The sequence below is a fragment of the Streptomyces sp. NBC_00989 genome (assembly GCF_045162655.1).
In the GTDB taxonomy this organism is placed as follows: Bacteria; Actinomycetota; Actinomycetes; order Streptomycetales; family Streptomycetaceae; genus Streptomyces.
Genome location: NZ_CP108728.1, coordinates 8,773,829 through 8,795,822, shown reverse-complemented (window position 1 = coordinate 8,795,822; position 21,994 = coordinate 8,773,829). Strand labels below are relative to the sequence as shown.

General features: G+C 70.3%; 22 protein-coding genes and 1 pseudogene. 10 read left to right on the top strand and 13 right to left on the bottom strand.

Annotated features, from left to right (window positions below):
* The first annotated feature begins 99 nt into the window (after positions 1-99).
* The 3 genes from OG714_RS39510 to OG714_RS39500 all read left to right on the top strand — a co-directional run bounded on the left by OG714_RS39510 (position 100) and on the right by OG714_RS39500 (position 2,114).
* Positions 100-882, top strand: a complete 783-nt coding sequence (locus tag OG714_RS39510) for a sporulation protein (protein WP_406128332.1) — start codon at positions 100-102, stop codon at positions 880-882.
* 40 nt (positions 883-922) lie between these two features.
* Entirely contained in the window at positions 923-1,462 is a 540-nt protein-coding gene (locus OG714_RS39505) for a YbhB/YbcL family Raf kinase inhibitor-like protein (protein WP_406128330.1), read from the top strand.
* A 145-nt stretch (positions 1,463-1,607) separates the two neighbouring features.
* Positions 1,608-2,114, top strand: a complete 507-nt coding sequence (locus OG714_RS39500) for an HNH endonuclease (protein WP_352184493.1) — start codon at positions 1,608-1,610, stop codon at positions 2,112-2,114.
* Positions 2,115-2,181: 67 nt separating this feature from the next.
* Here the strand turns inward: OG714_RS39500 and OG714_RS39495 are convergent, their stop codons facing one another.
* The 3 genes and pseudogenes from OG714_RS39495 to OG714_RS39485 form a co-directional block, all read right to left on the bottom strand.
* Positions 2,182-3,147, bottom strand: a complete 966-nt coding sequence (locus OG714_RS39495) for an SPFH domain-containing protein (protein WP_033286429.1) — start codon at positions 3,145-3,147, stop codon at positions 2,182-2,184.
* 174 nt (positions 3,148-3,321) lie between these two features.
* Positions 3,322-3,756 (bottom strand): NfeD family protein, encoded by a 435-nt coding sequence (locus OG714_RS39490; RefSeq protein WP_406128327.1) that lies wholly within the window; start codon positions 3,754-3,756, stop codon positions 3,322-3,324.
* Positions 3,757-4,099: 343 nt separating this feature from the next.
* A pseudogene (locus OG714_RS39485) lies at positions 4,100-4,624 on the bottom strand (ABC transporter ATP-binding protein); the annotation flags it as partial.
* Positions 4,625-4,756: 132 nt separating this feature from the next.
* Between OG714_RS39485 and OG714_RS39480 the strand changes: the two are divergent.
* Complete coding sequence (locus OG714_RS39480; RefSeq protein WP_406128325.1) at positions 4,757-5,545, top strand: hypothetical protein; 789 nt, start codon at positions 4,757-4,759, stop codon at positions 5,543-5,545.
* Between the two features lie 205 nt (positions 5,546-5,750).
* Here the strand turns inward: OG714_RS39480 and OG714_RS39475 are convergent, their stop codons facing one another.
* From OG714_RS39475 to OG714_RS39460, 4 genes are all read right to left on the bottom strand, one after another.
* Positions 5,751-5,990 (bottom strand): chaplin family protein, encoded by a 240-nt coding sequence (locus OG714_RS39475; protein WP_406128323.1) that lies wholly within the window; start codon positions 5,988-5,990, stop codon positions 5,751-5,753.
* A gap of 214 nt (positions 5,991-6,204) precedes the next feature.
* Positions 6,205-6,444: a chaplin gene (locus tag OG714_RS39470; RefSeq protein WP_406128321.1), complete on the bottom strand. Its 240-nt coding sequence runs from the start codon at positions 6,442-6,444 to the stop codon at positions 6,205-6,207.
* Positions 6,445-6,638: 194 nt separating this feature from the next.
* Positions 6,639-7,280: a response regulator gene (locus tag OG714_RS39465; protein ID WP_406128319.1), complete on the bottom strand. Its 642-nt coding sequence runs from the start codon at positions 7,278-7,280 to the stop codon at positions 6,639-6,641.
* Positions 7,273-8,418: a GAF domain-containing sensor histidine kinase gene (locus OG714_RS39460; RefSeq protein ID WP_406128317.1), complete on the bottom strand. Its 1,146-nt coding sequence runs from the start codon at positions 8,416-8,418 to the stop codon at positions 7,273-7,275. Before OG714_RS39460 ends, OG714_RS39465 begins: the two co-directional genes overlap by 8 nt.
* Before the next feature lie 186 nt (positions 8,419-8,604).
* Here OG714_RS39460 and OG714_RS39455 point away from each other — a divergent pair, with 186 nt between their 5' ends.
* The 3 genes from OG714_RS39455 (at position 8,605) to OG714_RS39445 (ending at position 11,476) form a co-directional block, all read left to right on the top strand.
* On the top strand, positions 8,605-9,300 hold the full coding sequence (locus OG714_RS39455; protein WP_406128315.1) for an SDR family NAD(P)-dependent oxidoreductase: 696 nt from the start codon (positions 8,605-8,607) through the stop codon (positions 9,298-9,300).
* A complete protein-coding gene (locus OG714_RS39450; protein ID WP_406128313.1) occupies positions 9,297-10,412 on the top strand; it encodes an S-adenosylmethionine:tRNA ribosyltransferase-isomerase in 1,116 nt (371 codons plus the stop codon). Before OG714_RS39455 ends, OG714_RS39450 begins: the two co-directional genes overlap by 4 nt.
* 299 nt (positions 10,413-10,711) lie before the next feature.
* The gene (locus tag OG714_RS39445; protein ID WP_406128311.1) at positions 10,712-11,476 is read left to right on the top strand and encodes a transglycosylase SLT domain-containing protein; all 765 of its coding nucleotides are present in this window, start codon (positions 10,712-10,714) and stop codon (positions 11,474-11,476) included.
* A gap of 102 nt (positions 11,477-11,578) precedes the next feature.
* Here OG714_RS39445 and OG714_RS39440 read toward each other — a convergent pair whose 3' ends face one another.
* Positions 11,579-14,092, bottom strand: a complete 2,514-nt coding sequence (locus OG714_RS39440; RefSeq protein ID WP_406128309.1) for an FHA domain-containing protein — start codon at positions 14,090-14,092, stop codon at positions 11,579-11,581.
* 240 nt (positions 14,093-14,332) lie between these two features.
* On the opposite strand from OG714_RS39440, the gene OG714_RS39435 reads away from it, so the two are divergent.
* Positions 14,333-16,579: a streptophobe family protein gene (locus OG714_RS39435; RefSeq protein WP_406128307.1), complete on the top strand. Its 2,247-nt coding sequence runs from the start codon at positions 14,333-14,335 to the stop codon at positions 16,577-16,579.
* Positions 16,580-16,912: 333 nt separating this feature from the next.
* Complete coding sequence (gene serB / locus OG714_RS39430) at positions 16,913-18,121, top strand: phosphoserine phosphatase SerB (RefSeq protein ID WP_406128305.1); 1,209 nt, start codon at positions 16,913-16,915, stop codon at positions 18,119-18,121.
* A 126-nt stretch (positions 18,122-18,247) separates the two neighbouring features.
* Here serB and OG714_RS39425 read toward each other — a convergent pair whose 3' ends face one another.
* The 4 genes from OG714_RS39425 to OG714_RS39410 all read right to left on the bottom strand — a co-directional run bounded on the left by OG714_RS39425 (position 18,248) and on the right by OG714_RS39410 (position 20,771).
* Entirely contained in the window at positions 18,248-18,802 is a 555-nt protein-coding gene (locus tag OG714_RS39425) for a SixA phosphatase family protein (RefSeq protein WP_406128303.1), read from the bottom strand.
* Positions 18,803-18,879: 77 nt separating this feature from the next.
* Positions 18,880-19,086 (bottom strand): hypothetical protein, encoded by a 207-nt coding sequence (locus OG714_RS39420; protein ID WP_019067400.1) that lies wholly within the window; start codon positions 19,084-19,086, stop codon positions 18,880-18,882.
* Between the two features lie 194 nt (positions 19,087-19,280).
* A complete protein-coding gene (locus tag OG714_RS39415) occupies positions 19,281-19,397 on the bottom strand; it encodes an SGM_5486 family transporter-associated protein (protein ID WP_088245544.1) in 117 nt (38 codons plus the stop codon).
* A gap of 48 nt (positions 19,398-19,445) precedes the next feature.
* Entirely contained in the window at positions 19,446-20,771 is a 1,326-nt protein-coding gene (locus OG714_RS39410) for a CynX/NimT family MFS transporter (protein ID WP_406128301.1), read from the bottom strand.
* A gap of 82 nt (positions 20,772-20,853) precedes the next feature.
* Between OG714_RS39410 and OG714_RS39405 the strand changes: the two genes are divergently transcribed.
* Positions 20,854-21,549: a FadR/GntR family transcriptional regulator gene (locus tag OG714_RS39405; RefSeq protein WP_406128300.1), complete on the top strand. Its 696-nt coding sequence runs from the start codon at positions 20,854-20,856 to the stop codon at positions 21,547-21,549.
* Here OG714_RS39405 and OG714_RS39400 read toward each other — a convergent pair.
* A complete protein-coding gene (locus tag OG714_RS39400; RefSeq protein ID WP_406128298.1) occupies positions 21,524-21,877 on the bottom strand; it encodes a hypothetical protein in 354 nt (117 codons plus the stop codon). The genes OG714_RS39405 and OG714_RS39400 overlap by 26 nt on opposite strands.
* Positions 21,878-21,994: the final 117 nt, after the last annotated feature.

Genomic DNA, 21,994 nt, shown 5'->3' with positions numbered 1-21,994 from the left:
GTGGTCAAGGTTCCGTCCGCTTGCCAGGGTGTGGCGCGGAACCGGGCGCGGTCGGTTCGCGTTTGTAGGGATCAAGGGTCCATACGTAAAGGGAGAGTCATGGCGTTCAAGAAGCTGCTCGCGAGCCTGGGGGCCGGCGGGGCTTCGGTGGAGACGGTGTTGACCGAGGTCAACGTCGTTCCGGGCGGGGTCGTCCAGGGCGAGGTGCGGATCCAGGGTGGTTCCGTCGCCCAGGAGATCCAGGGGCTCTCGGTCGGGCTGCAGGCCAAGGTCGAGGTCGAGAGCGGTGACCAGGAGTACAAGCAGGACATCGAGTTCACGAAGGTCCGGCTGGGCGGCGCCTTCGAGCTGCAGGCTGGGGCCGCGCACAACGTGCCGTTCGGTCTGGAGATCCCCTGGGAGACGCCGATCACGATGATCGACGGTCAGTCGCTGCGGGGGATGCACATCGGGGTGAGCACCGAGCTGGCGATCGCTCGTGCCGTGGACTCCAGTGACCTCGACCCGGTCAACGTGCACCCGCTGCCGGCGCAGAAGGCTCTCCTGGACGCCTTCATCCGGCTGGGCTTCCGGTTCAAGAACGCGGACATGGAGCGCGGTCACATCCGGGGAACCCGGCAGAAGCTGCCGTTCTACCAGGAGATCGAGTTCCAGCCGCCGTCGCAGTACCGCGGTCTCAACCAGGTCGAGTTGAGCTTCGTGGCCGACGAGAACGCGATGGACGTCATCCTGGAGATGGACAAGAAGCCCGGCCTGTTCAGCGAGGGCAGTGACACCTTCCGGTCCTTCCAGGTCGGTCTGCACGACTTCCAGGGGACGGACTGGGCGGCGTACCTCAACCAGTGGCTGTCCGAGGTCGGCAGCAAGCGGAGCTGGTTCTAGGCTCGGTACCCACTGAAGAAACCGATCAGGAGGTACCGAGGTGACCGAGCTCAAGCGGCGGCCGCTCCCCCATGACTTCCACCCGCCCGTGCCGTCGTTCACGGTGACGAGCGACGACGTCGAGCCGGGGGCCGCGCTCAAGGACGCTCAGGTCTACGCGGCCGGCAACACCTCACCGCAGCTGCGGTGGGAGGGCTTCCCGCCCGAGACCAAGAGTTTCGCCGTGACCTGCTACGACCCGGACGCCCCTACGGGGAGCGGGTTCTGGCACTGGACCGTGTTCGACATCCCGGTCTCGGTGACCGAGCTTCCGGAGGGTGCGGGCAGCGGCAAGTTCGAGGGGCTGCCTGAGGGCGCCGTACAGGTGCGGAACGACTACGGGTCGAAGGACTTCGGCGGTGCCGCGCCGCCGCCCGGGGACGGGTCGCACCGTTATGTGTTCACGGTGTACGCCGTGGATGCGGAGAAACTTGGTCCGGACTCGGACGTTTCTCCGGCGGTCGTCGGTTTCAACCTGCGGTTCCACACGCTGGCGCGTGCCCAGCTGATCGGTGAGTACGAAGTGCCTGCCGAAGACTGACGTTCATGGAACGTTTGCCCGCCTCTGGTCATGGAATTGATCAGGGGCGGGCATTTTTTATTGCGTTGTCCATCTCGGCGTGCCCGGCCAGAGTTGATCCAAGCCCGCCGCGCGGTGGGCCGGTTGCACATGGGAGGTGGGCTGGATGCGGGACACGCTGGTGCTGAACGCGAGCTTCGAGCCGCTGTCGACGGTGACGTTGAATCGAGCCGTCGTTCTGGTGCTGCAGGACAAGGCTGTCGTCGAGCAGGCCCACCCCGAACTGCGTATGCGCGGAGCCGAGGTCGATATACCGGCCCCCCGGGTGATCCGGTTGTGCAGGTATGTCAGGGTGCCGTTCCGAAGACAAGCTCCGTGGTCGAGGCGCGGTGTGCTGGTCCGCGACCGGCACAGGTGCGCGTACTGCGGCAGGCGGGCGACGACGGTCGACCACGTGGTGCCGAGGGCGCAGGGCGGTCAGGACTCCTGGCTGAACACGGTGGCGTCGTGCGCGGAGGACAACCACCGCAAGGCGGCGCGGACTCCGGAGCAGGCCGGGATGCCGTTGCTGCGGCAGCCGTTCGAGCCGACGCCCGCGGACGCGATGCTGTTGGCGCTGGGGACCGAGGACTTCGACGCGCTGCCGGAGTGGCTGGTTCAGCCGGCCGCGTAGGGCACGTGAGCAGAACTGGGGCCCACCTCCCGCGGGAGGTGGGCCCCAGTGTCGTAGAACAGGCCGGTCAGTCGATGGACGGCTTTTCTCGGCGTTGGCGGTCCGAATTGCCGCCCGAGTTGCCGGAGTTGCCTCCGTCGTTGCCCGAACCTCCGCCGAACGGGCCCATGTTGCCCATCGCGCCGGAGAGGCCCTTGAGGGCGTCGCCGATCTCGCTGGGGACGATCCAGAGCTTGTTGGCGTCGCCTTCGGCGATCTTCGGGAGCATCTGGAGGTACTGGTAGGAGAGGAGCTTCTGGTCGGCGTCGCCCGCGTGGATCGCCTCGAACACCGTACGGACGGCTTGGGCTTCACCCTCGGCGCGCAGGGCCGCGGCCTTGGCCTCACCTTCGGCGCGCAGGATCTGGGACTGCTTCTCACCTTCGGCGGTGAGGATGGCGGCCTGGCGCGTGCCCTCCGCGGTGAGGATCGCGGCGCGCTTGTCACGGTCGGCGCGCATCTGCTTCTCCATCGAGTCCTGGATGGAGGTGGGGGGCTCGATCGCCTTGAGCTCGACGCGGTTTACCCGGATGCCCCACTTGCCCGTCGCCTCGTCGAGGACTCCGCGCAGGGCCGCGTTGATCTCCTCGCGGGAGGTCAGCGTCCGCTCCAGGTCCATGCCGCCGATGATGTTGCGGAGCGTGGTGACCGTGAGCTGCTCGATCGCCTGGATGTAGCTGGCCACTTCGTAGGTCGCGGCCCGCGCGTCCGTCACCTGGTAGTAGATGACCGTGTCGATGTTGACGACCAGGTTGTCCTGGGTGATCACCGGCTGCGGCGGGAACGGCACGACCTGTTCGCGCAGGTCGATGCGGTTTCGGATCGTGTCTATGAACGGGACGACGATGTTGAGTCCCGCGTTGAGTGTCCGTGTGTAGCGGCCGAACCGCTCCACGATCGCGGCACTTGCCTGCGGGATGACCTGGATCGTCTTGATCAAAGCGATGAAGACCAACACCACCAGGATGATCAAGACGATGATGACCGGTTCCATCGTGCTCCCCGTACCCTTCTCCGCCTCGGCGCTTTCGGAAGATCTTATGGTTGTTGAAGATCTTGCTGGTCGAGTCTGTCAGACCGTCACGCAACTCGTGTGCTGTTCGGTTCAGTTGAGACCCGCGAGGTCACCAGTCGTGTCCTGCGAGGTCATCGGTTGAGTTCCGCGAGGTCAGATGACGATCGCGGTGGCTCCCTCGATCTCCACGACGTCCACCTCCTGGCCCGGTTCGTAGGCGCGGTCGGTGTCGAGCGAGCGGGCCGACCAGATCTCTCCGGCCAGCTTGATCCGGCCGCCGCCGGAGCCGTCGACGCGCTCCAGGACGACGGCCTGTTTGCCCTTCAACGCGTCCACTCCGGTGGCGAGTTGGGGCCGCTGGGAGCGGTGCCGGTTCGCGATGGGCCGTACGACCGCGATGAGCGCGACCGAGACGACGGCGAAGACGAGGACCTGGACGACGAGGTCCCCGCCGATTCCCGCGGTCCCGGCGGCGGCTACGGCGCCCACGGCGAGCATGCCGAACTCCGGCATCGCGGTCACCACGAGGGGAATCCCGAGTGCTACCGCGCCGACGAGCCACCACACCCATGCGCCGATGTCGTTCACATGGTCAATGGTAGGGCTGCGGGTCCCGTCACGGACAGGGCGCATATGTCCCTACACCCGCTTCTTACAAGGCAGTTCAGGCCATGGGGAGACCGTGTGCGGTCCAGCGGTCGCCGACCTGCTCCACGATGAGCGGGAGACCGAAGCACAACGACAGGTTGCGGGCGGTGAGTTCGAGCTCCAGCGGGCCCGCGGCGAGGACCTTGCCCTGACGGATCATCAGGACGTGGGTGAAGCCGGGGGCGATCTCCTCGACGTGGTGCGTGACCATGATCATGGAGGGGGCGATCGGGTCGCGGGCGAGGCGGCCGAGCCGGCGTACGAGGTCCTCGCGGCCGCCGAGGTCGAGGCCGGCGGCGGGCTCGTCGAGGAGGAGCAGCTCGGGGTCGGTCATCAGGGCACGGGCGATGAGGGTGCGCTTGCGCTCGCCCTCGGAGAGGGTGCCGAACTTGCGGTCCAGGTAGTCGCTCATGCCGAGGCGGTCGAGGAAGGCGCGGGCGCGCTGCTCGTCGACGTCCTCGTAGTCCTCGTTCCACCCGGCGGTCATGCCGTAGGCCGCGGTCAGGACGGTCTGAAGGACGGTCTGGCGCTTGGGGAGCTTCTCGGCCATGGCGATGCCGGCGACGCCGATACGGGGGCGCAGTTCGAAGACGTCGACCTTGCCGAGGGTCTCGCCGAGGATGGTGGCGGTGCCGCTGCTGGGGAACAGGTAGCTGGACGCGACGTTCAGGAGCGTGGTCTTGCCGGCGCCGTTCGGGCCGAGGATGACCCACCGCTCGCCCTCCTTGACCGACCAGGAGACCTGGTCCACCAGAGCCCGGCCCTCCCGGACCACGGTTACGTCCTCCAGCTCCAGAACATCGCTCATGAGCGCGCTGTCTCCCATTGCATCGTCGGCCTGTCTCGGCTGTCGCGTGCGCCGGTAGGCGCAGCCCTCGAAGAAATCTACGCCACCGGCCGGGCGGTCCATTCCATCGGTCCGGTCCTTAGGGTGGAGGGCATGCTTTCGGAACCACGTTCAGGACGCCTCGCCGCCTGGGGAAATGCCCTGTTGGCCGGGCTTGTCTCACCCGACGACGCCGTGCTCGCCATCGTGGGCGAGGACGCCGTGCACCGGGTGGAGGGGCTGCCGGGCGAGTCGGCACCCGTCGGACTCACCCTCGCGCTGGGGCGGCTGCGCGCCCTCGGGGTGACCGGACTGCGGGTGGCGCTGCCCACCCCCGGACACCCCCTGGGGCTGAGCGGCCCGCCCGACTTCAACGCCCGGGCGCTCGACGCCGAGGAGGCGGTGATCTGCTACGGCGTCCCGCTCGGCCTCGTTCCCGAGGTGTACGAGGCCGGTCCCGCCGGTGACGTCCATGTCGAGGTCGTCTGGCACTGCCTGCCGGTGCGGGAGGCGCCGCCCGCCGATGTGCCCTCGCTCGGGGAGGCGGAGCGGGAGCTGGCGGAGGCGCTGCGGGATGCGACGGCGGTGTTGTCGCGGCTCGATGTCGCCGGGTCGGGGCCGGTGGCCGAGGCGGCGGTCGACGCTTATCGCGCGCGGGCGGAGCGGGGGCGGGAGGTGTTGGCGCCGGGGTATCCGCCGCGGGCGGTGCGGGTGCTGGAGCTGGCGCAGCGGGTGGGGTTGTTGGTTTCCGTGGCTTACGAGAACGGGCCCGGGGGTGCGGTGAGCGCGTCCGAGATGGGGGCGCGGGCGGAGGCGTTGCGGCCGGTGGAGCGGACGGCTCGGCGGGCGCAGGTCGCGGCGTACAACTCCGTTGTGGAGGAGCGGGAGAAGGGGGTGCGCTGAGTGTTCCGTCGCGCTGGTTGCCCGGTGTTGGTGTGGGCGTCTCCGGGGGCTGCCGCCCCCAGGCCCCAGCTTCGGCCCTGAAGGGGCCTCGTCCTCAAACGCCGGGCGGGCTGAGAGTTACCGGCAACAGAGAAGTGCGGTCTACAGAAGAAGGGCCCCGCGAGTCGCCGTTGACTCGTGGGGCCCCTCTTCAGTGGTGTGGACGTCAGTCGTTGACGCCGTTGTTGCCGAACGCGGGGTTCAGCAGGCCGATGACGTTGACGCTGTCACCGACGACGTTGACGGGGACGTGGACCGGGACCTGGACGGTGTTGCCCGAACCGACACCCGGGGACTTCACGGCCGCGCCGTCGGCACCGGCGTCGGCGAAAGCGGCACCGGCGGAGGCACCGGCGGCGATACCGGCGACGGTGAGGGCCACAGCGGCCTTCTTGGCGATGTTCATGGGAAGCGTTCCTCCTGCGATTGCGTGACCGACCCGGCCGCGGGTCGTGCGCTGATCAACGCGGGGGAAGGCGGAAACGGCACGGACATCCGCGTTTGACTGCCCGTTCGGATCATTGGCGCGACAAGCCGACCAGGTGACCAGGTGACGAGCAGACCGGCCTCCCAGGGAGCGCCCTGGGAGGCCGGAGGTCACTGTCGCGCGGCGACGTGGGTCACTGGTTGACGCCCAGGTTGCCGAAGGCGGGGTTCAGGACGCCGATGACGTTCACGCTGTTGCCGACCGCGTTGACCGGGACGTGCACGGGGACCTGGACGACGTTGCCCGAGCCGACGCCGGGCGAACCGGCGGCCTGGCCGTTCGCCAGGCCGTCGGCGGAGGCCAGCCCGGCACCGGCGGCTACCAGCCCGCCGGCCACCATCGTCACGGCCGCTGCCTTCTTCAGGTTCTTCACTTCTGAGTCCTCCTAGCGATCACCGCGGCAGGCGCCGCGGCACGCACTGGAGAACGGTGGAGATCCACGAAGGATGCGCCATTCGAGGGACATTCCCACGACGGTATGAATCTCAGCCCGGAACGAGACGCTCCGTGTTGCCGCCGCACCCCGCCCACCTCGTCCGATCACCGCGCCGGACCACCTCGCTCAGATCACCGCGTCAGACCGTGGCGTACGGCGAACAGGGCGGCCTGGGTGCGGTCCGCCAGGTCGAGTTTCATCAGGATGTTCGAGACGTGGGTCTTGACCGTCTTCTCGGAGAGCACCAGGGTGCGGGCTATCTCGCGGTTGGAGCGGCCGTCCGCGATCAGGCCGAGCACCTCGCGCTCCCGCTCCGTGAGCGAACCGCCTCTCCCCTGGCCCGAGTTGGACTCCTCCTGGGACAACAGGACGCCGGCGACCTCGGGTTGGAGCAGGATGTGGCCCGCGTGCACGGAACGGATGGCACCGGCCAGGGCGTCCGGGTCCACGTCCTTGTAGACGTAACCGGCGGCGCCCGCGCGCAGGGCGGGGATCACCGTGCGCTGTTCGGTGAAGCTGGTGACGATCAACACGCGCGCGGGGAGGTCGAGTTCGCGGAGTCTGCGCAGCGCGTCGATGCCGTCCATGCCCGGCATCTTGACGTCCATGAGGACGACGTCGGGCTTCAACTCCTCGGTGCGGGCGACTCCTTCGGCGCCGTCGGCCGCCTCGCCGACGACCTCGATGTCGTCCTGCACCTCCAGGAAGGTGCGCAGGCCCCGGCGGACGACCTGGTGGTCGTCGACGATGAGCACCTTGATCGGGTCAGCCACCGGGAACCTCCATCTCGATCGTGGTGCCCTTTCCGGGCGCCGATTCCACGGTCAGTGTGCCGCCGACGCCGTTCGTCCGGTCCCGCATGGAGACCAGGCCGAGGTGGCGTCCGGCGCGGCGGATCGACTGGGGTTCGAAGCCGCTGCCGTCGTCGGTGACCCGGAGGACCGCTCCGCAGCCACGCCGCTCCAGGGTCACGGCGACGTGGTCCGCGCCGGAGTGCCGCAGCGCGTTGTGCAGGGCCTCCTGGGCGACGCGCAGCAGGGCTTCTTCCTGGGCGGCGGGCACGGCGCGGAAGGCACGGCCCGTGAAGGTCACGCGTGCGGTGTGGGCGCGGTCGAGGACCTGGATCTGGGTGCGCAGGGTGGCGATCAGCCCGTCCTCGTCGAGGGCGGCGGGGCGCAACTCGACGACTGCGGCTCGCAGTTCGTCGGCGGCCTCGGCGGCGAGCGCGGCCACCTGCTGGAGTTCGCCCTTGGCTCGGGAGGGGTCGCGGTCCACGAGGGTGGCGGCGGCCTGCGCGGTGAGGCGGAGCGAGAACAGCTTCTGGGCCACCGCGTCGTGCAGTTCGTGGGCCAGGCGGGAGCGTTCCTCCGCGATGGTCAGCTCGCGGCTGCGCTCGTACAGGCGGGCGTTGGTGAGGGCGATGGCCGCGTGCTGGGCGAGGATCGAGAGCAGTTCCTCGTCGTCCTCCGTGAAGCCGCAACTGCCGTCCCGCTTGGGGCAGTTCTTGTTGGCGAGGAAGAGGGCGCCGATGACCTCGTCGTCGTCGCGGATGGGCAGGCCGAGGAAGTCGGACATCTCGGGGTGGGCCGAGGGCCAGCCCTCGAAACGGGGGTCCTTGCGGACGTCCGCGAGGCGCTCGGCCTTGGCCTCGTGCAGCATCGCGGCGAGGATGCCGTGCTGGCGCGGGAGCGGGCCGATGGCCTTCCACTGGGCGTCGCTGACGCCGTCGACCACGAACTGGGCGAAGCCGCCGTGGTCGTCGGGCACGCCGAGCGCGGCGTACTGCGCGTCGAGCAGCTCTCGGGCCGAGGCGACGATCGTCTTGAGGACGTCGCGCACCTCAAGGTGCCTGCTCATGGCCAGCAGCGCGGAACTCACCGCCGCGAGGCCGGACCGTGGACCTTGACTCATGTCCTCACGGTACCGGCGGGGTCTGACACCGCGGATCGGGCTGGTGGCGGCCGTCGTCTGGTCCGGTGGACCTAGGGCGAAGGGCCCCGGTGGACTGCGGCCGACGTCCGACGCGGCGGGGGCGGTCCCGTTCCTACGTTGGGGGCACGCCGACGGAGGCGTAGTGGACGAGGGGACGTGTGTGTCATGTCGGTAGCGATCATCACGGGGGCGTCCAAGGGGCTGGGGCGGGCACTCGCCGAGGCCCTGGCCGCGCGGGGATGGGATCTGGTGCTCGACGCCAGGACCGAGGGGGTGCTCACGGAAGCCGCGGTGGCCGTCGCCGCGTACGGCACGCGCGTGGAGGCCGTCCCCGGGGACGTCACGGACGCCGCGCACCGGGCCGAGCTGGTGGCCGCGGCGGGGAAGCTGGGCGGCGTCGACCTGGTCGTGAGCAACGCGAGCGCGCTGGGCGCCGAGCCGCTCGTACGCCTGGAGGAGCTGACCCTGGACGGGCTGCGGCGGGCGCTGGAGGTGAACGTGGTGGCCGCCCTCGGGCTGGTCCAGGAGGCGCTGCCGCTGCTGCGGGCCTCGCGGGCGGGTGCGGTGATCGCGGTCAGCTCGGACGCGGCGGCGGAAGCGTACGAGACGTGGGGCGGCTACGGGGCGTCCAAGGCGGCCCTCGACCATCTCGCGGCCGTGCTCGGCGCCGAGGAACCCGGGCTGCGGGTGTGGGCGGTCGACCCCGGGGACATGGGCACGGACCTGTACGCGGCGGCCGTACCGGACGACGACGGTCCCCGGCCGTCGCCGACTTCCGTGGTGCCGGCGTTCCTGCGGCTGCTGGACGAGCGTCCGGCGAGCGGGCGCTACGGTGCGCCGGCCCTCCTGGAGGAGCGATGACAGTGGCCGTGCGGGTCCCGGAGGAGCTGTCCGCGCGTGTGCCCGCCGAACAGCGCGGGCCGGGGCTCGACCGGGATGCCGTACGGCTGCTCGTGTCGCGGGGTACCGAGGTGTCGCATCACGTGTTCGCGGAGCTGCCGCGGTTGCTGCGGGCCGGGGATCTGCTGGTGGTGAACACGTCACCGACGCTCGCCGCGGCGGTGGACGGGTGGATCGGGCACGCACGCGTGGTGGTGCATTTCTCCACGCGGGGCGATGACGGGCGGTGGGCGGTCGAGCTGCGGGAGCCGGACGGGAAGGGCACCACGCGTGCGCGTGCGGGCGGCCCGGCCGGCGTGGAGGTGCGGCTGCCCGGGGGTGTGCGGCTGGTCCTGGAGGAGCCGCTGAGCGGGCGGGGTGAGCGGTTGTGGTGGGGGCGGGTGTCAGGAGCGGGGGTGTCGCGTCCAGAAACGCCGGAGCCCGGCGTGGCCGTACTGCTCCGGGAGCACGGGCGGCCCATTCGTTACTCCTATACGGAGCGCGATCAGCCGCTCTCGGTCTATCAGACGGTGTTCTCGCTGCCCACGGAGGACGGGACGGGCAGTGCGGAGATGCCCAGTGCGGCTCGGCCCTTCACCGCGCGGCTGGTGGCGGAGCTGGTGAGCCGGGGGGTGCAGTTCGCGCCGATCACCCTGCACACCGGGGTGGCGTCGGCCGAGGTGCATGAGCCGCCGTATCCGGAGCGGTTCGCGGTGTCGGAGACGTCGGCCCGGTTGATCAACGCGGCCCGGGCCGGGGACGGGCGGGTGATCGCGGTCGGGACCACCGCCGTGCGGGCCGTCGAGTCGGCCGCCGGGGACGACGGGGTCGTACGCGCGCGTGCGGGGTGGACCGATCTCGTCGTGACGCCGGAGCGGGGTGTGCGGGTGGTGGACGGGCTGCTGACGGGGCTGCACGAGCCGGAGGCCTCGCATCTGCTGATGCTGGAGGCGGTCGCCGGGCGGGCCGCCGTGGGCCGCAGTTATGAGGAGGCACTGCGCGGGCTCTACCTGTGGCACGAGTTCGGGGACGTGCACCTCATCCTCCCGGAGGAGGACCCTCACGCGGCGCGTTGCTCCCGCAACTGCGGGTGAGGTCGGGGCGCGGCCGATGTGAGCCCGAACATAGGGCGCAGATCACGTACTAGCGGACATAGGAGATATGGGCGCCCCACTTGAGCGGGACAGACGGTCCCGTCTGTCCCGTTTTGCCCTGGACCGGTCAACTACCCGGGATCGTACGTCACACCTTTGCCAGGGGATTTTGCGGCCGCTAAGAATTGCAGCCGTCGCTCAGCGCCGCGGATTCCGTTCCGCGGCGTTTGTGCCGGAAGCACCCGCGTCCCCGCCGGACGGTGAGCGACCTCCGCGCAATTCGAAGAGGTCCATCCGCCATGCCCAAGAACTCGAACACTCCTGGTCATAGTCGCCTGACCAAGCTGAACAAGCTGACGAAGCAGCACAAGATCGCGCTCGCCGGTGTCGCCACGCTCGGCGCCGCCGCCCTCGCCTTCTCCGCGGTGCCCAGCGACGCGGGGACGATCACGAGCGACGCCGCGACCTCGACGAAGGTCGCGTACAGCTCGGAGCCCATCAAGGGCGTCAAGGCCAGCGTCACCGACCAGCTCGCCGGTGCCAGTGTGAAGACCGAGGCGATCCAGGCGAAGGCCGACGCGAAGGCGAAGGCGGCGAAGGCCAAGGCGGACGCCGCCGCGAAGAAGAAGGCCGCCGCCGAAGCAGCCGCCAAGAAGAAGGCGGAGGCCGCGCGCAAGGCCAAGAAGGCCGCGAGCCGCTCCAGCGAGCGCGTCAGGATCCAGCCCGTCGCCGCGACGACCTACGCCAACAACCTCAACGGCTGGATCAACCACGCCCTGGCGATCATGAAGCAGAAGGGCATCCCGGGCTCGTACAACGGCCTGTACAAGAACATCATGCGGGAGTCCTCGGGCAACCCCAGCGCCGTCAACGGCTGGGACGTCAACGCGGTCAACGGCACCCCGTCGATCGGTCTGCTCCAGGTCATCCAGCCGACGTTCAACGCGTACCACGTCTCCGGTACCTCGACGAACATCTACGACCCGGTCGCCAACATCACCGCCGCGGCGAACTACGCGGCCGACCGGTACGGCTCGATCGACAACGTCAACAGCGCGTACTGAGACGCGTACCGAGGCCTCCGGCGGACCTCTGGGTCTCGGTATCGACGCCGAAGGGCGGCACCCGTGTGAGGGGTGCCGCCCTTCGGCGTCGTACAGGAAGAACTACTTGCGCATGACCTCGGGCTCGTGGCGGCGCAGGAAGCGGGCCACGAAGAAGCCGCAGATCACGCCAAGGACGATCAGGGCGGCCATGTCCATGCCCCAGGCGCCGACGGTGTGCTCCCACAGCGGGTCGGCGCTGTCGCCGGGCTTGGGCGGGCTGATCTTGTTGAAGTCCAGCGTGGCGCCCGCGGCACCGACCGCCCAGCGCGAGGGCATCAGGTACGAGAACTGGTTGACGCCGACCGCGCCGTTCAGGGTGAACAGGCAGCCGGTGAACACGACCTGGATGATCGCGAACATCACCAGCAGCGGCATGGTCTTCTCGGCCGTCTTCACCAGCGAGGAGATGATCAGGCCGAACATCATCGCGGTGAAACCGAGACCCATGATCGGGATGCAGAGCTCGAACATGGTCTGACTGCCGAGCACCAGGCCCTGCTTGGGGATCTCCCGGCTGGCGAAGCCGATGACACCGACCATCAGGCCCTGCAGCGCGGTGATCACACCGAGCACGAACACCTTGGACATCAGGTACGCGGAGCGGGACAGGCCGGTGGCGCGCTCCCGCTCGTAGATGACCCGTTCCTTGATCAGCTCGCGGACCGAGTTGGCCGCGCCGGCGAAGCAGGCGCCGACCGCGAGGATCAGCAGGACCGTGGTGGCCGTGCCGTTCGGGATGATGGTGCCGTTCGCCCGGGGCGGGTTGGGCAGCAGGCTGTTGCCCGAGTCGATGAGCAGGCTCACCGCGCCCAGGACGGCCGGCAGGATCACCATCAGGGCCAGGAAGCCCTTGTCGGAGGCGATCACCCCGACGTAACGGCGCACGAGCGTGACGAACTGCGACATCCAGCCCTGCGGCTTCGGCGGCTTCATCGCCTGCATCGGCGGCATCTGTACGGACTGCGGAGCAATCGCGTCGATGTCCGCGGCGTACATCTGGTAGTGCTGCGAGCCCTTCCAGCGCCCGGCCCAGTCGTAGTCGCGGTAGTTCTCGAAAGCGGAGAAGACATCGGCCCAGGTGTCGTAGCCGAAGAAGTTCAGTGCCTCCTCGGGCGGGCCGAAGTAGGCGACGCTGCCGCCCGGAGCCATCACCAACAGCTTGTCGCAGATCGCCAGTTCGGCCACGGAGTGGGTGACGACGAGGACCGTGCGGCCGTCGTCGGCGAGGCCGCGCAGCAGCTGCATGACATCGCGGTCCATGCCCGGGTCGAGGCCCGAGGTGGGCTCGTCCAGGAAGATCAGCGAGGGCTTGGTGAGGAGCTCCAGGGCAACCGAGACGCGCTTGCGCTGGCCGCCGGAGAGGGAGGTGATCTTCTTCTCTTTGTGGATGTCGAGCTTCAGCTCGCGCAGCACCTCGTCGATACGGGCCTCACGCTCGGCGCCGGTGGTGTCGGCGGGGAAGCGCAGCTTGGCCGCGTACTTGAGGGCCTTCTTGACGGTCAGTTCCTTGTGCAGGATGTCGTCCTGCGGGACCAGACCGATGCGCTGGCGCAGCTCGGCGAACTGCTTGTAGAGGTTCCGGTTGTCGTAGAGGACGTCGCCCTGGTTGGCGGGCCGGTAGCCGGTGAGCGCCTTGAGCAGGGTCGACTTGCCGGAGCCCGACGGGCCGATGACCGCGATCAGCGACTTCTCCGGTACGCCGAAGGAGACGTCCTTCAGGATCTGCTTGCCGCCGTCGACCTCGACGGTCAAGTGCCGCGCCGAGAAGGAGACTTCACCGGTGTCGACGAACTCCTCGAGCCGGTCCCCGACCAGGCGGAACGTCGAGTGGCCGACACCGACGATGTCGTTCGGGCCGAGCAGCGCCGAGCCGCCCTTGGTGATCGGCTGGCCGTTGACGTACGTGCCGTTGTGCGAGCCGAGGTCGCGGATCTCGAAGCGGCCGTCGAGCGTCGCGTGGAACTCGGCGTGGTGGCGCGAGACCTGGAGGTCGGAGACCACCAACTCGTTCTCCAGCGCACGGCCGATGCGCATCACACGGTCCAGCGAGAACTGGTGGAACGTGGTCGGGCTGCGGTCGCCGTAGACCGGCGGCGCCCCCGCGCCGACACCGGGTCCCGACTGCTGCGGAATCTGCGAGGCGGCCGGCGGCTGGAAACGCTGCTGCTCAGGCGTCTGCTGCGGCGCCTGCTGCTGCGGTGCCTGCGCCCAGCCGGGGCCCGCGCCCTGTGCCGCGTACGGCTGTTGCTGCGGCTGGGCCTGCGGCGTGGCCACGGAGGCCGCGGCGCCGGACAGGCCCAGCCGCGGGCCGTCGGTCGCGTTGCCCAGATACACGGACGAGCCCGGGCCGATCTCCATCTGATGGATGCGCTGGCCCTGCACGAACGTGCCGTTGGTGCTGCCGTGGTCGTCGATCACCCAACTCCGGCCGCTCCAGCTGATCGTGGCGTGCCGCCAGGAGACCCTGGCGTCGTCGACCACGACGTCCCCCTGCGGATCACGTCCGAGGGTGTAGGGCCTGGACGCGTCGAGCGTCCAGGTCCGTCCATTCAATTCCAGTACGAGTTCCGGCACTCCATGCCCCACTGAGTAGTCCCCCGAGTTACCCCCATCACAGGGAGTCTAGGGATGGCGAACATCGTCGGGAACTATTTCAGGCTGCACCCCCTGACCGAAAGTCGGGCCTTGTGAAGACCACGCCGGTACGCATCCGCCGGTTCCGTTGACGGGGTTGAAACCGACCCGGAGAGTGGTAATCCACGCGAGGGGGACATGCGTGGTGTCCGCACCGCGCCGCGGATCGGGGGGTCTGCCATGAGCTCAGCGACGAGTGTCAGGACGGCGAACTACGACACGAGGGTGCCCTGGGGTGACGTCCTGCTGTCCGCGATCGCCGCGGTGAGCTGGGCGCTGATAGGGATGGCGGGCACGGCCGCACTCGGCCTGCACCTGCTGGGCGCCGACACGGCGGGCTCGCTCGGGCCCATGACCGCGGCGGTGGTCGCCCTCGGTGCGGGCGGGTCGGTCACCCCGACCGGCGACGTCTCCGCCTTCGGCCTGACCGGCGCCCAGGCGACCACGGCCGTGACGATCACACCGTTGGGCGTGAGCCTGGTGGGAGCACTGCTTCTTTCGTACTTCTTCCTACGGTCCCTGCGGGCGGCCGGAGTTGTGATCGCCCCGGCCGAACTCGTCGCGCGCGCGGGCTCGGTGATCGCGCTCTTCGTGGCGATGCTCGGCGGGCTGGCCTGGGCGGGCCACGACGTCATCACGATCGACGGAGGCAAGCTGGGCCTCGACAAGCTGACGGGCGGCGGCGGCAGCGGCGGGGTGAGCATCCCCGGCCTCGGCGACATCGGTGACATCGGCGGGCTGCTGCCGGGCAAGATCAGCGACCTGGTCAAGGCGAAGGCGGCGGTCGGCTTCACGGTCGACACGGCGCCGACGCTGCTGGGCGGCCTGGGCTGGTCGGCCGGCATCCTGCTGATCGCCCTGCTCGCGTCCCGCCGTACCCCTCTCCCCCGCGGCTGGGAGGCCGTCCACCGGGTCGTACGCCCGGCCGCGTCCGCCCTCGTCACCGTGCTGCTGGTCGCGGTGGCGGCGGGGCTCGCGGCGGCGGCGTACGCGGCGATCGGTGACGATCACCCGAAACGCATCGCGGGCGCGGCGCTGTTGGGCGCGCCCAACGGGGTCTGGCTGGGCATTCCGATCGGCCTGTTCGTCCCCTGGGACGGCAAGGCGACGGGCGAACTGGCGAAGCTGCTTCCGCATCCGCTGGACCAACTCCTGAGCGCGAAGTCCGATCAGCCGGTGACGTTGGGGCGACTGGCCGAACTGGACGGGCGCGTTTGGTTGTTGGGGGTCGCTGCGGCGCTGATGATGTTGCTGGCGGGGGTGTTGACGGGGGTGCGGACGCCTCTGGGCGTGGGCGCCGGGACAAGTGCGGCGGGGCGCGGGAGTGCTCTCGGTTTTGCCGGGCGGTGTGCCGTGCGGCTGGGGGTCGTCACCGCGCTGGCGTTGCCGTTGTTGGCCTGGCTGACGGATGTGTCGGTGGACGCGTCGCTGTCGGTGCTGGGGTTCGACGCGTTCGGTGCGGGGATCGAGTTGCACGGGCATCTGGGCATGGCGTTGCTGCTGGGTGCGGTGTGGGGTGCGGGGGCGGGGGGTCTCGGGGGGCTGCTCGCGTTCGCGACCGGGGCTGCGGGGCGGCAGGCTTCGCGGCTGGCACTGGGTGACTTGGGGAAGGGAGTTCCGGTTCCGGGGGTGGGGACGGGGTCAGGGTCCACGTCCGGGCCGGGGCCGGATTCCTGGGCTCCGGGGCAGGCGGGCCAGCCGGGTTATCCGGAACACGCGCAGCCTGCGGAGACCGCCGGGGGCTCGGGGCCCTACGTGCCGAGCTCGCCCTACCGTGCGCCGAACCCCGCGACCAACCCGTATCTGCAACTGCCCGACGAGCTACGGCAACCGGAGGACGGCAGGCCACCGCCGCCTGGTGAAGCGTGGCCGCGGAGGAAGTCGCCTGGGCAGGGGGACGGGACAGGGCCTAGGGGGCCGGGGCCGGGGCCGGGTGGTGCAGGACCGGGCAGTGGGGCTCGGTTCCGCGGACAAGGGCGGCCACCGGACGCGGGCTCGCCTCAGGAGGGTGTGTGGCCGCCGGGCGCGCGGCCGCCGCAGGAAGGTGGTCGGCCGCCCTCCGGTGCCCCTCAACCCCCGGGAAACGCAGGGCAGTTCGGGGCTGGTCCGGGGTCCGGAGCCGTAGGGCCGGGTGGAGTCGGCCCGTACCCCGGACGCTCGCAGCCGCCGGGAGCCGTCCCGCCGGACGACGGCACTCGCCCCTACGACGACCCGCGGCCGCCCGGCACCCCTTCGCCGCCCGCCGACATGTACGGCGCTCCGACCATGGCCCAGTCCTACGAGCCACCGTCGCGGCCGCCCCGGCGTCGACCCGGGTCACGTTCGCGGGACTGGCCGGAGGACGACTCGGACGGCGGGCAGCAACCTCCGCCGCCTCCCCCACCACCGTCGCCGCCTCCTCCCGGGAGGCCCAAGGGACGCCGGTGATCCGCAGCCCAGCAGCCCAACGCCCCACCCGTCCGGCCGTATCCCCGCGTCCAGTGCCGTACCCAGTTGCCCCTCGCCCGACGACCGGCCAACTCCTGATCGGCACCGCGCCCCACCGCGATCGCCTCAGCGCGTCTCCTGACCGCCCCTCAGCCGTGTCACGACCACCCCAGGCCGTCTCACGACCGCCCACATCCCACTCCTGACCGCCATCCCGCCCCTCCGTGATCGCCCCGTAAGGTTCGCGCCACCGACCCGACACCCACTGTTCCGTGTCCGCTGGGCGGACCTCTGCGGCATAAGGCACTCCGTGCCGGATACGGTGGGTACACCATGAGCGCTTCGCAGACCTCTGACGTCCCCACTCTCCTCGTCAAGATCTTCGGCAAGGACAGGCCGGGCATCACGGCCGGACTCTTCGACACCCTCGCCGCCTACTCCGTCGACGTGGTCGACATCGAGCAGGTCGTCACACGTGGCCGGATGGTGCTGTGCGCACTCGTGACGCCGCCGCCAGCCGGGCTCGAAGGGTCTCTGCGGGCCACCGTGCACAGCTGGGCCGAGTCGATGAAGATGCAGGCCGAGATCATCTCCGGCCTCGGCGACAACCGGCCGCGTGGACTGGGACGTTCACTCGTCACCGTCCTCGGCCACCCCCTCACCGCGGAGTCCACCGCCGCGATCGCCGCCCGTATCACCCGGGCCGGCGGCAACATCGACCGTATCTTCCGGCTCGCCAAGTACCCCGTGACGGCAGTCGAGTTCGCGGTCTCCGGCGTGGAGACCGAGCCCCTGCGCACCGCCCTCGTCACCCACGCGGCGACGTTCGGCGTCGACATCGCCGTCGTGGCGGCGGGGCTGCACCGGCGGGCCCAGCGTCTCGTCGTCATGGACGTCGACTCCACGCTCATCCAGGACGAGGTCATCGAACTCTTCGCCGCGCACGCCGGCTGCGAGGACGAGGTCGCCGAGGTCACCGCCGCCGCGATGCGCGGGGAGCTGGACTTCGAGCAGTCCCTGCACGCGCGCGTGGCCCTGCTGAAGGGGCTGGACGCCTCGGTCGTCGACAAGGTGCGCAGCGAGGTGCGCCTGACACCCGGCGCCCGCACGCTCATCCGTACGCTCAAGCGGCTCGGCTACCAAGTCGGCGTCGTGTCAGGCGGGTTCACCCAGGTCACCGACGACCTCAAGGACCGGCTCGGGCTCGACTTCGCCCAGGCCAACACCCTGGAGATCGTCGACGGCAAGCTGACCGGCAAGGTCACCGGCGAGATCGTCGACCGCGCGGGCAAGGCACGGCTCCTGCGCCGCTTCGCCGCCGAGGCGGGCGTACCGCTCGCGCAGACCGTCGCGATCGGCGACGGCGCCAACGACCTGGACATGCTCAACGCGGCCGGCCTCGGCGTCGCCTTCAACGCGAAGCCGGTCGTACGGGAGGCCGCGCACACCGCGGTGAACGTGCCGTTCCTCGACACCGTGCTGTATCTGCTGGGCGTCACCCGCGAAGAGGTCGAGGCCGCGGACACGCACGACGAGGACTGATCCCGCACCAGAGTTCTGATCCCGGACCAGGGGACTCGTCCCGGTCCGGTCTACGCCACCTTCAGGGGCCCGGCACCACATGGTGCCGGGCCCCTTGTCGTGCACGGTCGATTCCGGCTGCCTGGACTACTCCGACGGCGCCCAGTAGTCGTCCAGCGTGGCCACGCCCGGCTCCAGCGCCTTCCAGGAACCGGTGAAGGACAGCACGGCGAAACCGGCGGCCGCGAACCCGCGCTGCTTCAGCCATTCGCGGGCCTCAGCGCTGCCCGCGCTGGCGTCCGCACCGGTCTCTGCGCCGGTCTCCGCACCGGGGAGGGTCTCGGACAGGCCCTGCACGCTCGGGTTGTGGCCGACGAGGATCACGTTCCGCGCGTCGTCCGGCGTCTCGTTCAGCACCGCGATCAGCTCGCCGGGCGAGGCGTCGTAGAGCCGCTCCTCGTAGACGGTTTTCGGCCGGTGCGCGAGCTCGTGCACGGCGAGCTTCCAGGTCTCCCGGGTCCGGACCGCGGTGGAGCAGAGGGCCAGATCGAAGGGGATGCCGGTGTCGGCCAGCCTGCTTCCGGCGGTGGCCGCGTCCAGGCGGCCCCGCTCAGCGAGCGGCCGCTCGTGATCGGTGACCTGGGGCCAGTCGGCTTTCGCATGCCGGAAGAGGACGATCCTGCGGGGTTCTGCGACGCTCATGGGATCCAGCTTCGCATGAAACAGGCCACAGGGCGCAGGGAGTTGACGGGGCGGCTCCGCGGATGCTCAGCCCGTGCTCAGCGGGCTATGAGCTGCTGCACGCGCTCGAACAAATGGGTGATCATCGGGTCCGAGGCCGCCGCTTGCGCGTCCGTCGGGTTGAGCATCATCACGAGCAGCACGACGAACGCGAGCGCCGGCAGGGCGAGGGCCCACCACGGCAGCCTGATGTCGACGCCGCCCGTGGTCGCCGGGTGGGGCCGGGTGTGCGTAGGGGCCGACATGGATGCCTCCGCTGGTCTCCGAGTGGTCCGCGATCCGCTTCTCGCGGTCACACCATCGAAGTTACGGAACGCGCGGCCCCCAACCCATCCGGAGATCCACCCACTTGACCCTGAGCCTCACCCCCTAGGGGATGGTGGGGACAACCCCACCATCGGCCCGCGGAGGCACTCGCACGGTCACGGAAAAGCGACCGTCAGGGCGACGCGATCGTCGCGATGATGGCGATCACGATGAAGATGGCGAAGAACGAGCCGAAGACGAGCAGCATCTTCTTCTGACCGTTCTGGGGGTTCGGGTCGAGCACTGGCATACGGCCAGTCTCGCACCCGCCGCCCGCGCCACGTCCCCCGGGGCCGGGTCAGCGGGCCGCCTCGTCCTCGACCGTACGGTTGCGGCCCGCGAGGACGCCCACGGCCATCTGCGGGACCATGAGGCCGGCCATGAGGGCGATCGGCAGTCCCCAGCCGCCGCTGTGCTGGTAGAGCACGCCGACCAGGAGCGGCCCCGGGATGGAGATCAGATACCCGGTGCTCTGCGCGAAGGCCGACAACTGGGCGACGCCCGCACCGGTCCTGGCCCGCATCCCGACCATCGTCAGGGCCAGCGGGAACGAGCAGTTGGCGATGCCGAGCAGCACGGCCCAGGCCCAGGCGCCGCCGGCCGGCGCGAGGTACAGGCCCGCGTATCCGGCGAGGCCGCAGACGCCGAGCGCGATCACGATCGGGCCCTGCCGGGGCAGCCGGGTGGCCAGGCGCGGGATGACGAAGGCCAGGGGTACGCCCATCACCATGGTGACGGCCAGCAGCAGCCCGGCGGTGCCCGCGGAGACCCCCGAGTCCCGGAAGATCTGCGCCATCCACCCCATCGTGATGTACGCGGCGGTGGCCTGGAGCCCGAAGAACACGGCGAGCGCCCATGCGGTACGGCTACGGGTGATCCGCAGCACCGGCTGCGTCGACCCGGCCTCCCGCGCGCGGGGGCGCCGCACCCCGGACGCCTCCGGTCCGGAGGGTGCCTCCCGGTGTCGTACGAGAGCGATCCAGGGCAGTACGGCGGCGGCGGCCAGCGCTGCCCACACGGCCAGGCCGGAGCGCCAACTGCCGCCCAGGGCATCGGTCATGGGCACGGTGACCGCGGCCGCGGCGGAGGTGCCGAGGGCCAGGGCCATCGAGTAGAGGCCGGTCATCGAGCCGACCCGGTCCGGGAACCAGCGCTTGACGATCACCGGCATCAGGACGTTGCTGACCGCGATGCCCATGAGCGCGAGGGCGCTGCCGACGAGGAAGCCGGCCGTACCGCCTATGTAGGGCCGTATGAGCAGGCCCGCGGTGATGAGGACCATGCCCGCGCAGACCACCGCGGCCGGGCCGAAGCGGCGGGCGAGGCGCGGGGCCATGACGCCGAAGACGGCGAAGCAGAGCGGGGGTACGGAGGTGAGCAGTCCGGCGACGCTGCCGCTCATGCCGAGCCCGTCGCGGACCTCTTCGAGGAGGGCGCCGAGGCTGGTGATGGCGGGGCGGAGGTTCAGCGCGGCCAGCACGATGCCGACGACGAGGAGACGCGTCGTCCACGCGTGCGTGGCCGCTTTCCCGGTCTGCTTCCCTGTCGGCGCCGGGGAGTCGCTCGCGGCGGAGCTGCTGACGTTCGTCGTGGACTTCACTGTCCGGGTTTCCTCGCTTGCCATGCTGCCCATCATAGAATCATGGGATGATTGGTTGTCCATCCCCGGGTGGCCCGCTCCCGCCCCGCACATGCGAAGGTGTGCCATGCCCCTGAGCCATCCCCGTCGTTCGGCGCTGTCCGAGCAGGTCATCGCCTCACTGCGGAACCAGATCACCTCGGGCGAGTGGCCGGTCGGCTCCCGGATCCCGACCGAGCCGGAGCTGGTCGAGCAGCTCGGGGTCGCCCGCAACACGGTCCGCGAGGCCGTCCGCGCGCTCGCACACAACGGCCTGCTGGACATCCGCCAGGGCTCCGGCACGTACGTCGTGGCGACGAGCGAGCTGGCCGGCGTGATGCACCGCCGCTTCGCGGACGCCGACCCCCGGCACATCGCCGAACTGCGCTCCACGCTGGAGTCGTCGGCGGCGCAGCTGGCGGCCGAGCGGCGCACCGAGAAGGACCTCAAGCAGCTGGACACCCTCCTCGTACGACGGGAGGAGGCCTGGGCATCGGGCGACACGGAGGCCTTCGTGACGGCCGACGCGACCCTGCACATGGCCGTGGTGGCGGCCTCCCACAACGACGTCATGACGGCGATGTACGCCGACCTGGGCGAGGTGCTGCGGGAGTGGCTGCGCGCGGACGTCGGCGAGGCGCTGACTCCGGAGACGTACATGGACCACACGCGGCTGGTGGACGCGATCCGCACGGGTGACGCGCAGGCGGCCGCCGAGGAGGCCGCGGGCTATCCGTTCGTGTGCCGCCCGGGGAGGCTCAGCTCGCCCGCTTCTGGTGGCTGACCCACACCGCGCGGACGTCCTCCCAGCAGCGGCCGGTGAGCCGTACGGTCTGCGCCGGTCCCGCGTCGGTCGCAATGCCGTCGCTGTCGATGTCCCACCAGCGGTCGCACTCGATGTGCAGGCTGACGCGGTCGGTCCGGGGGTACGGGTTGTGGCAGTACGCGATCACGTGCGAGCCGTGGACGGCGGTGCGGCAGTCGGCGCCGAACAGCTGGGATGGGGCCGGTTTTCGGGCCTCCACGCGTGCGTGGGGCATCGCCTCGTACGCCAGGGAGATGACGAGCGCGATGGCGACGGTCACTGGGGCCAGGCTGCGGGACAGGCGCACAAGGGGAACCTCCTCGGCAGTGCTGGGGAGGGAATCGCGTGGTGAACGCGTAATCAAGAGTGCGCAGTTGTGGCCTGCCCCCGCCCGGCCGGAGGGGCCGAACGGGTGACACCCCGC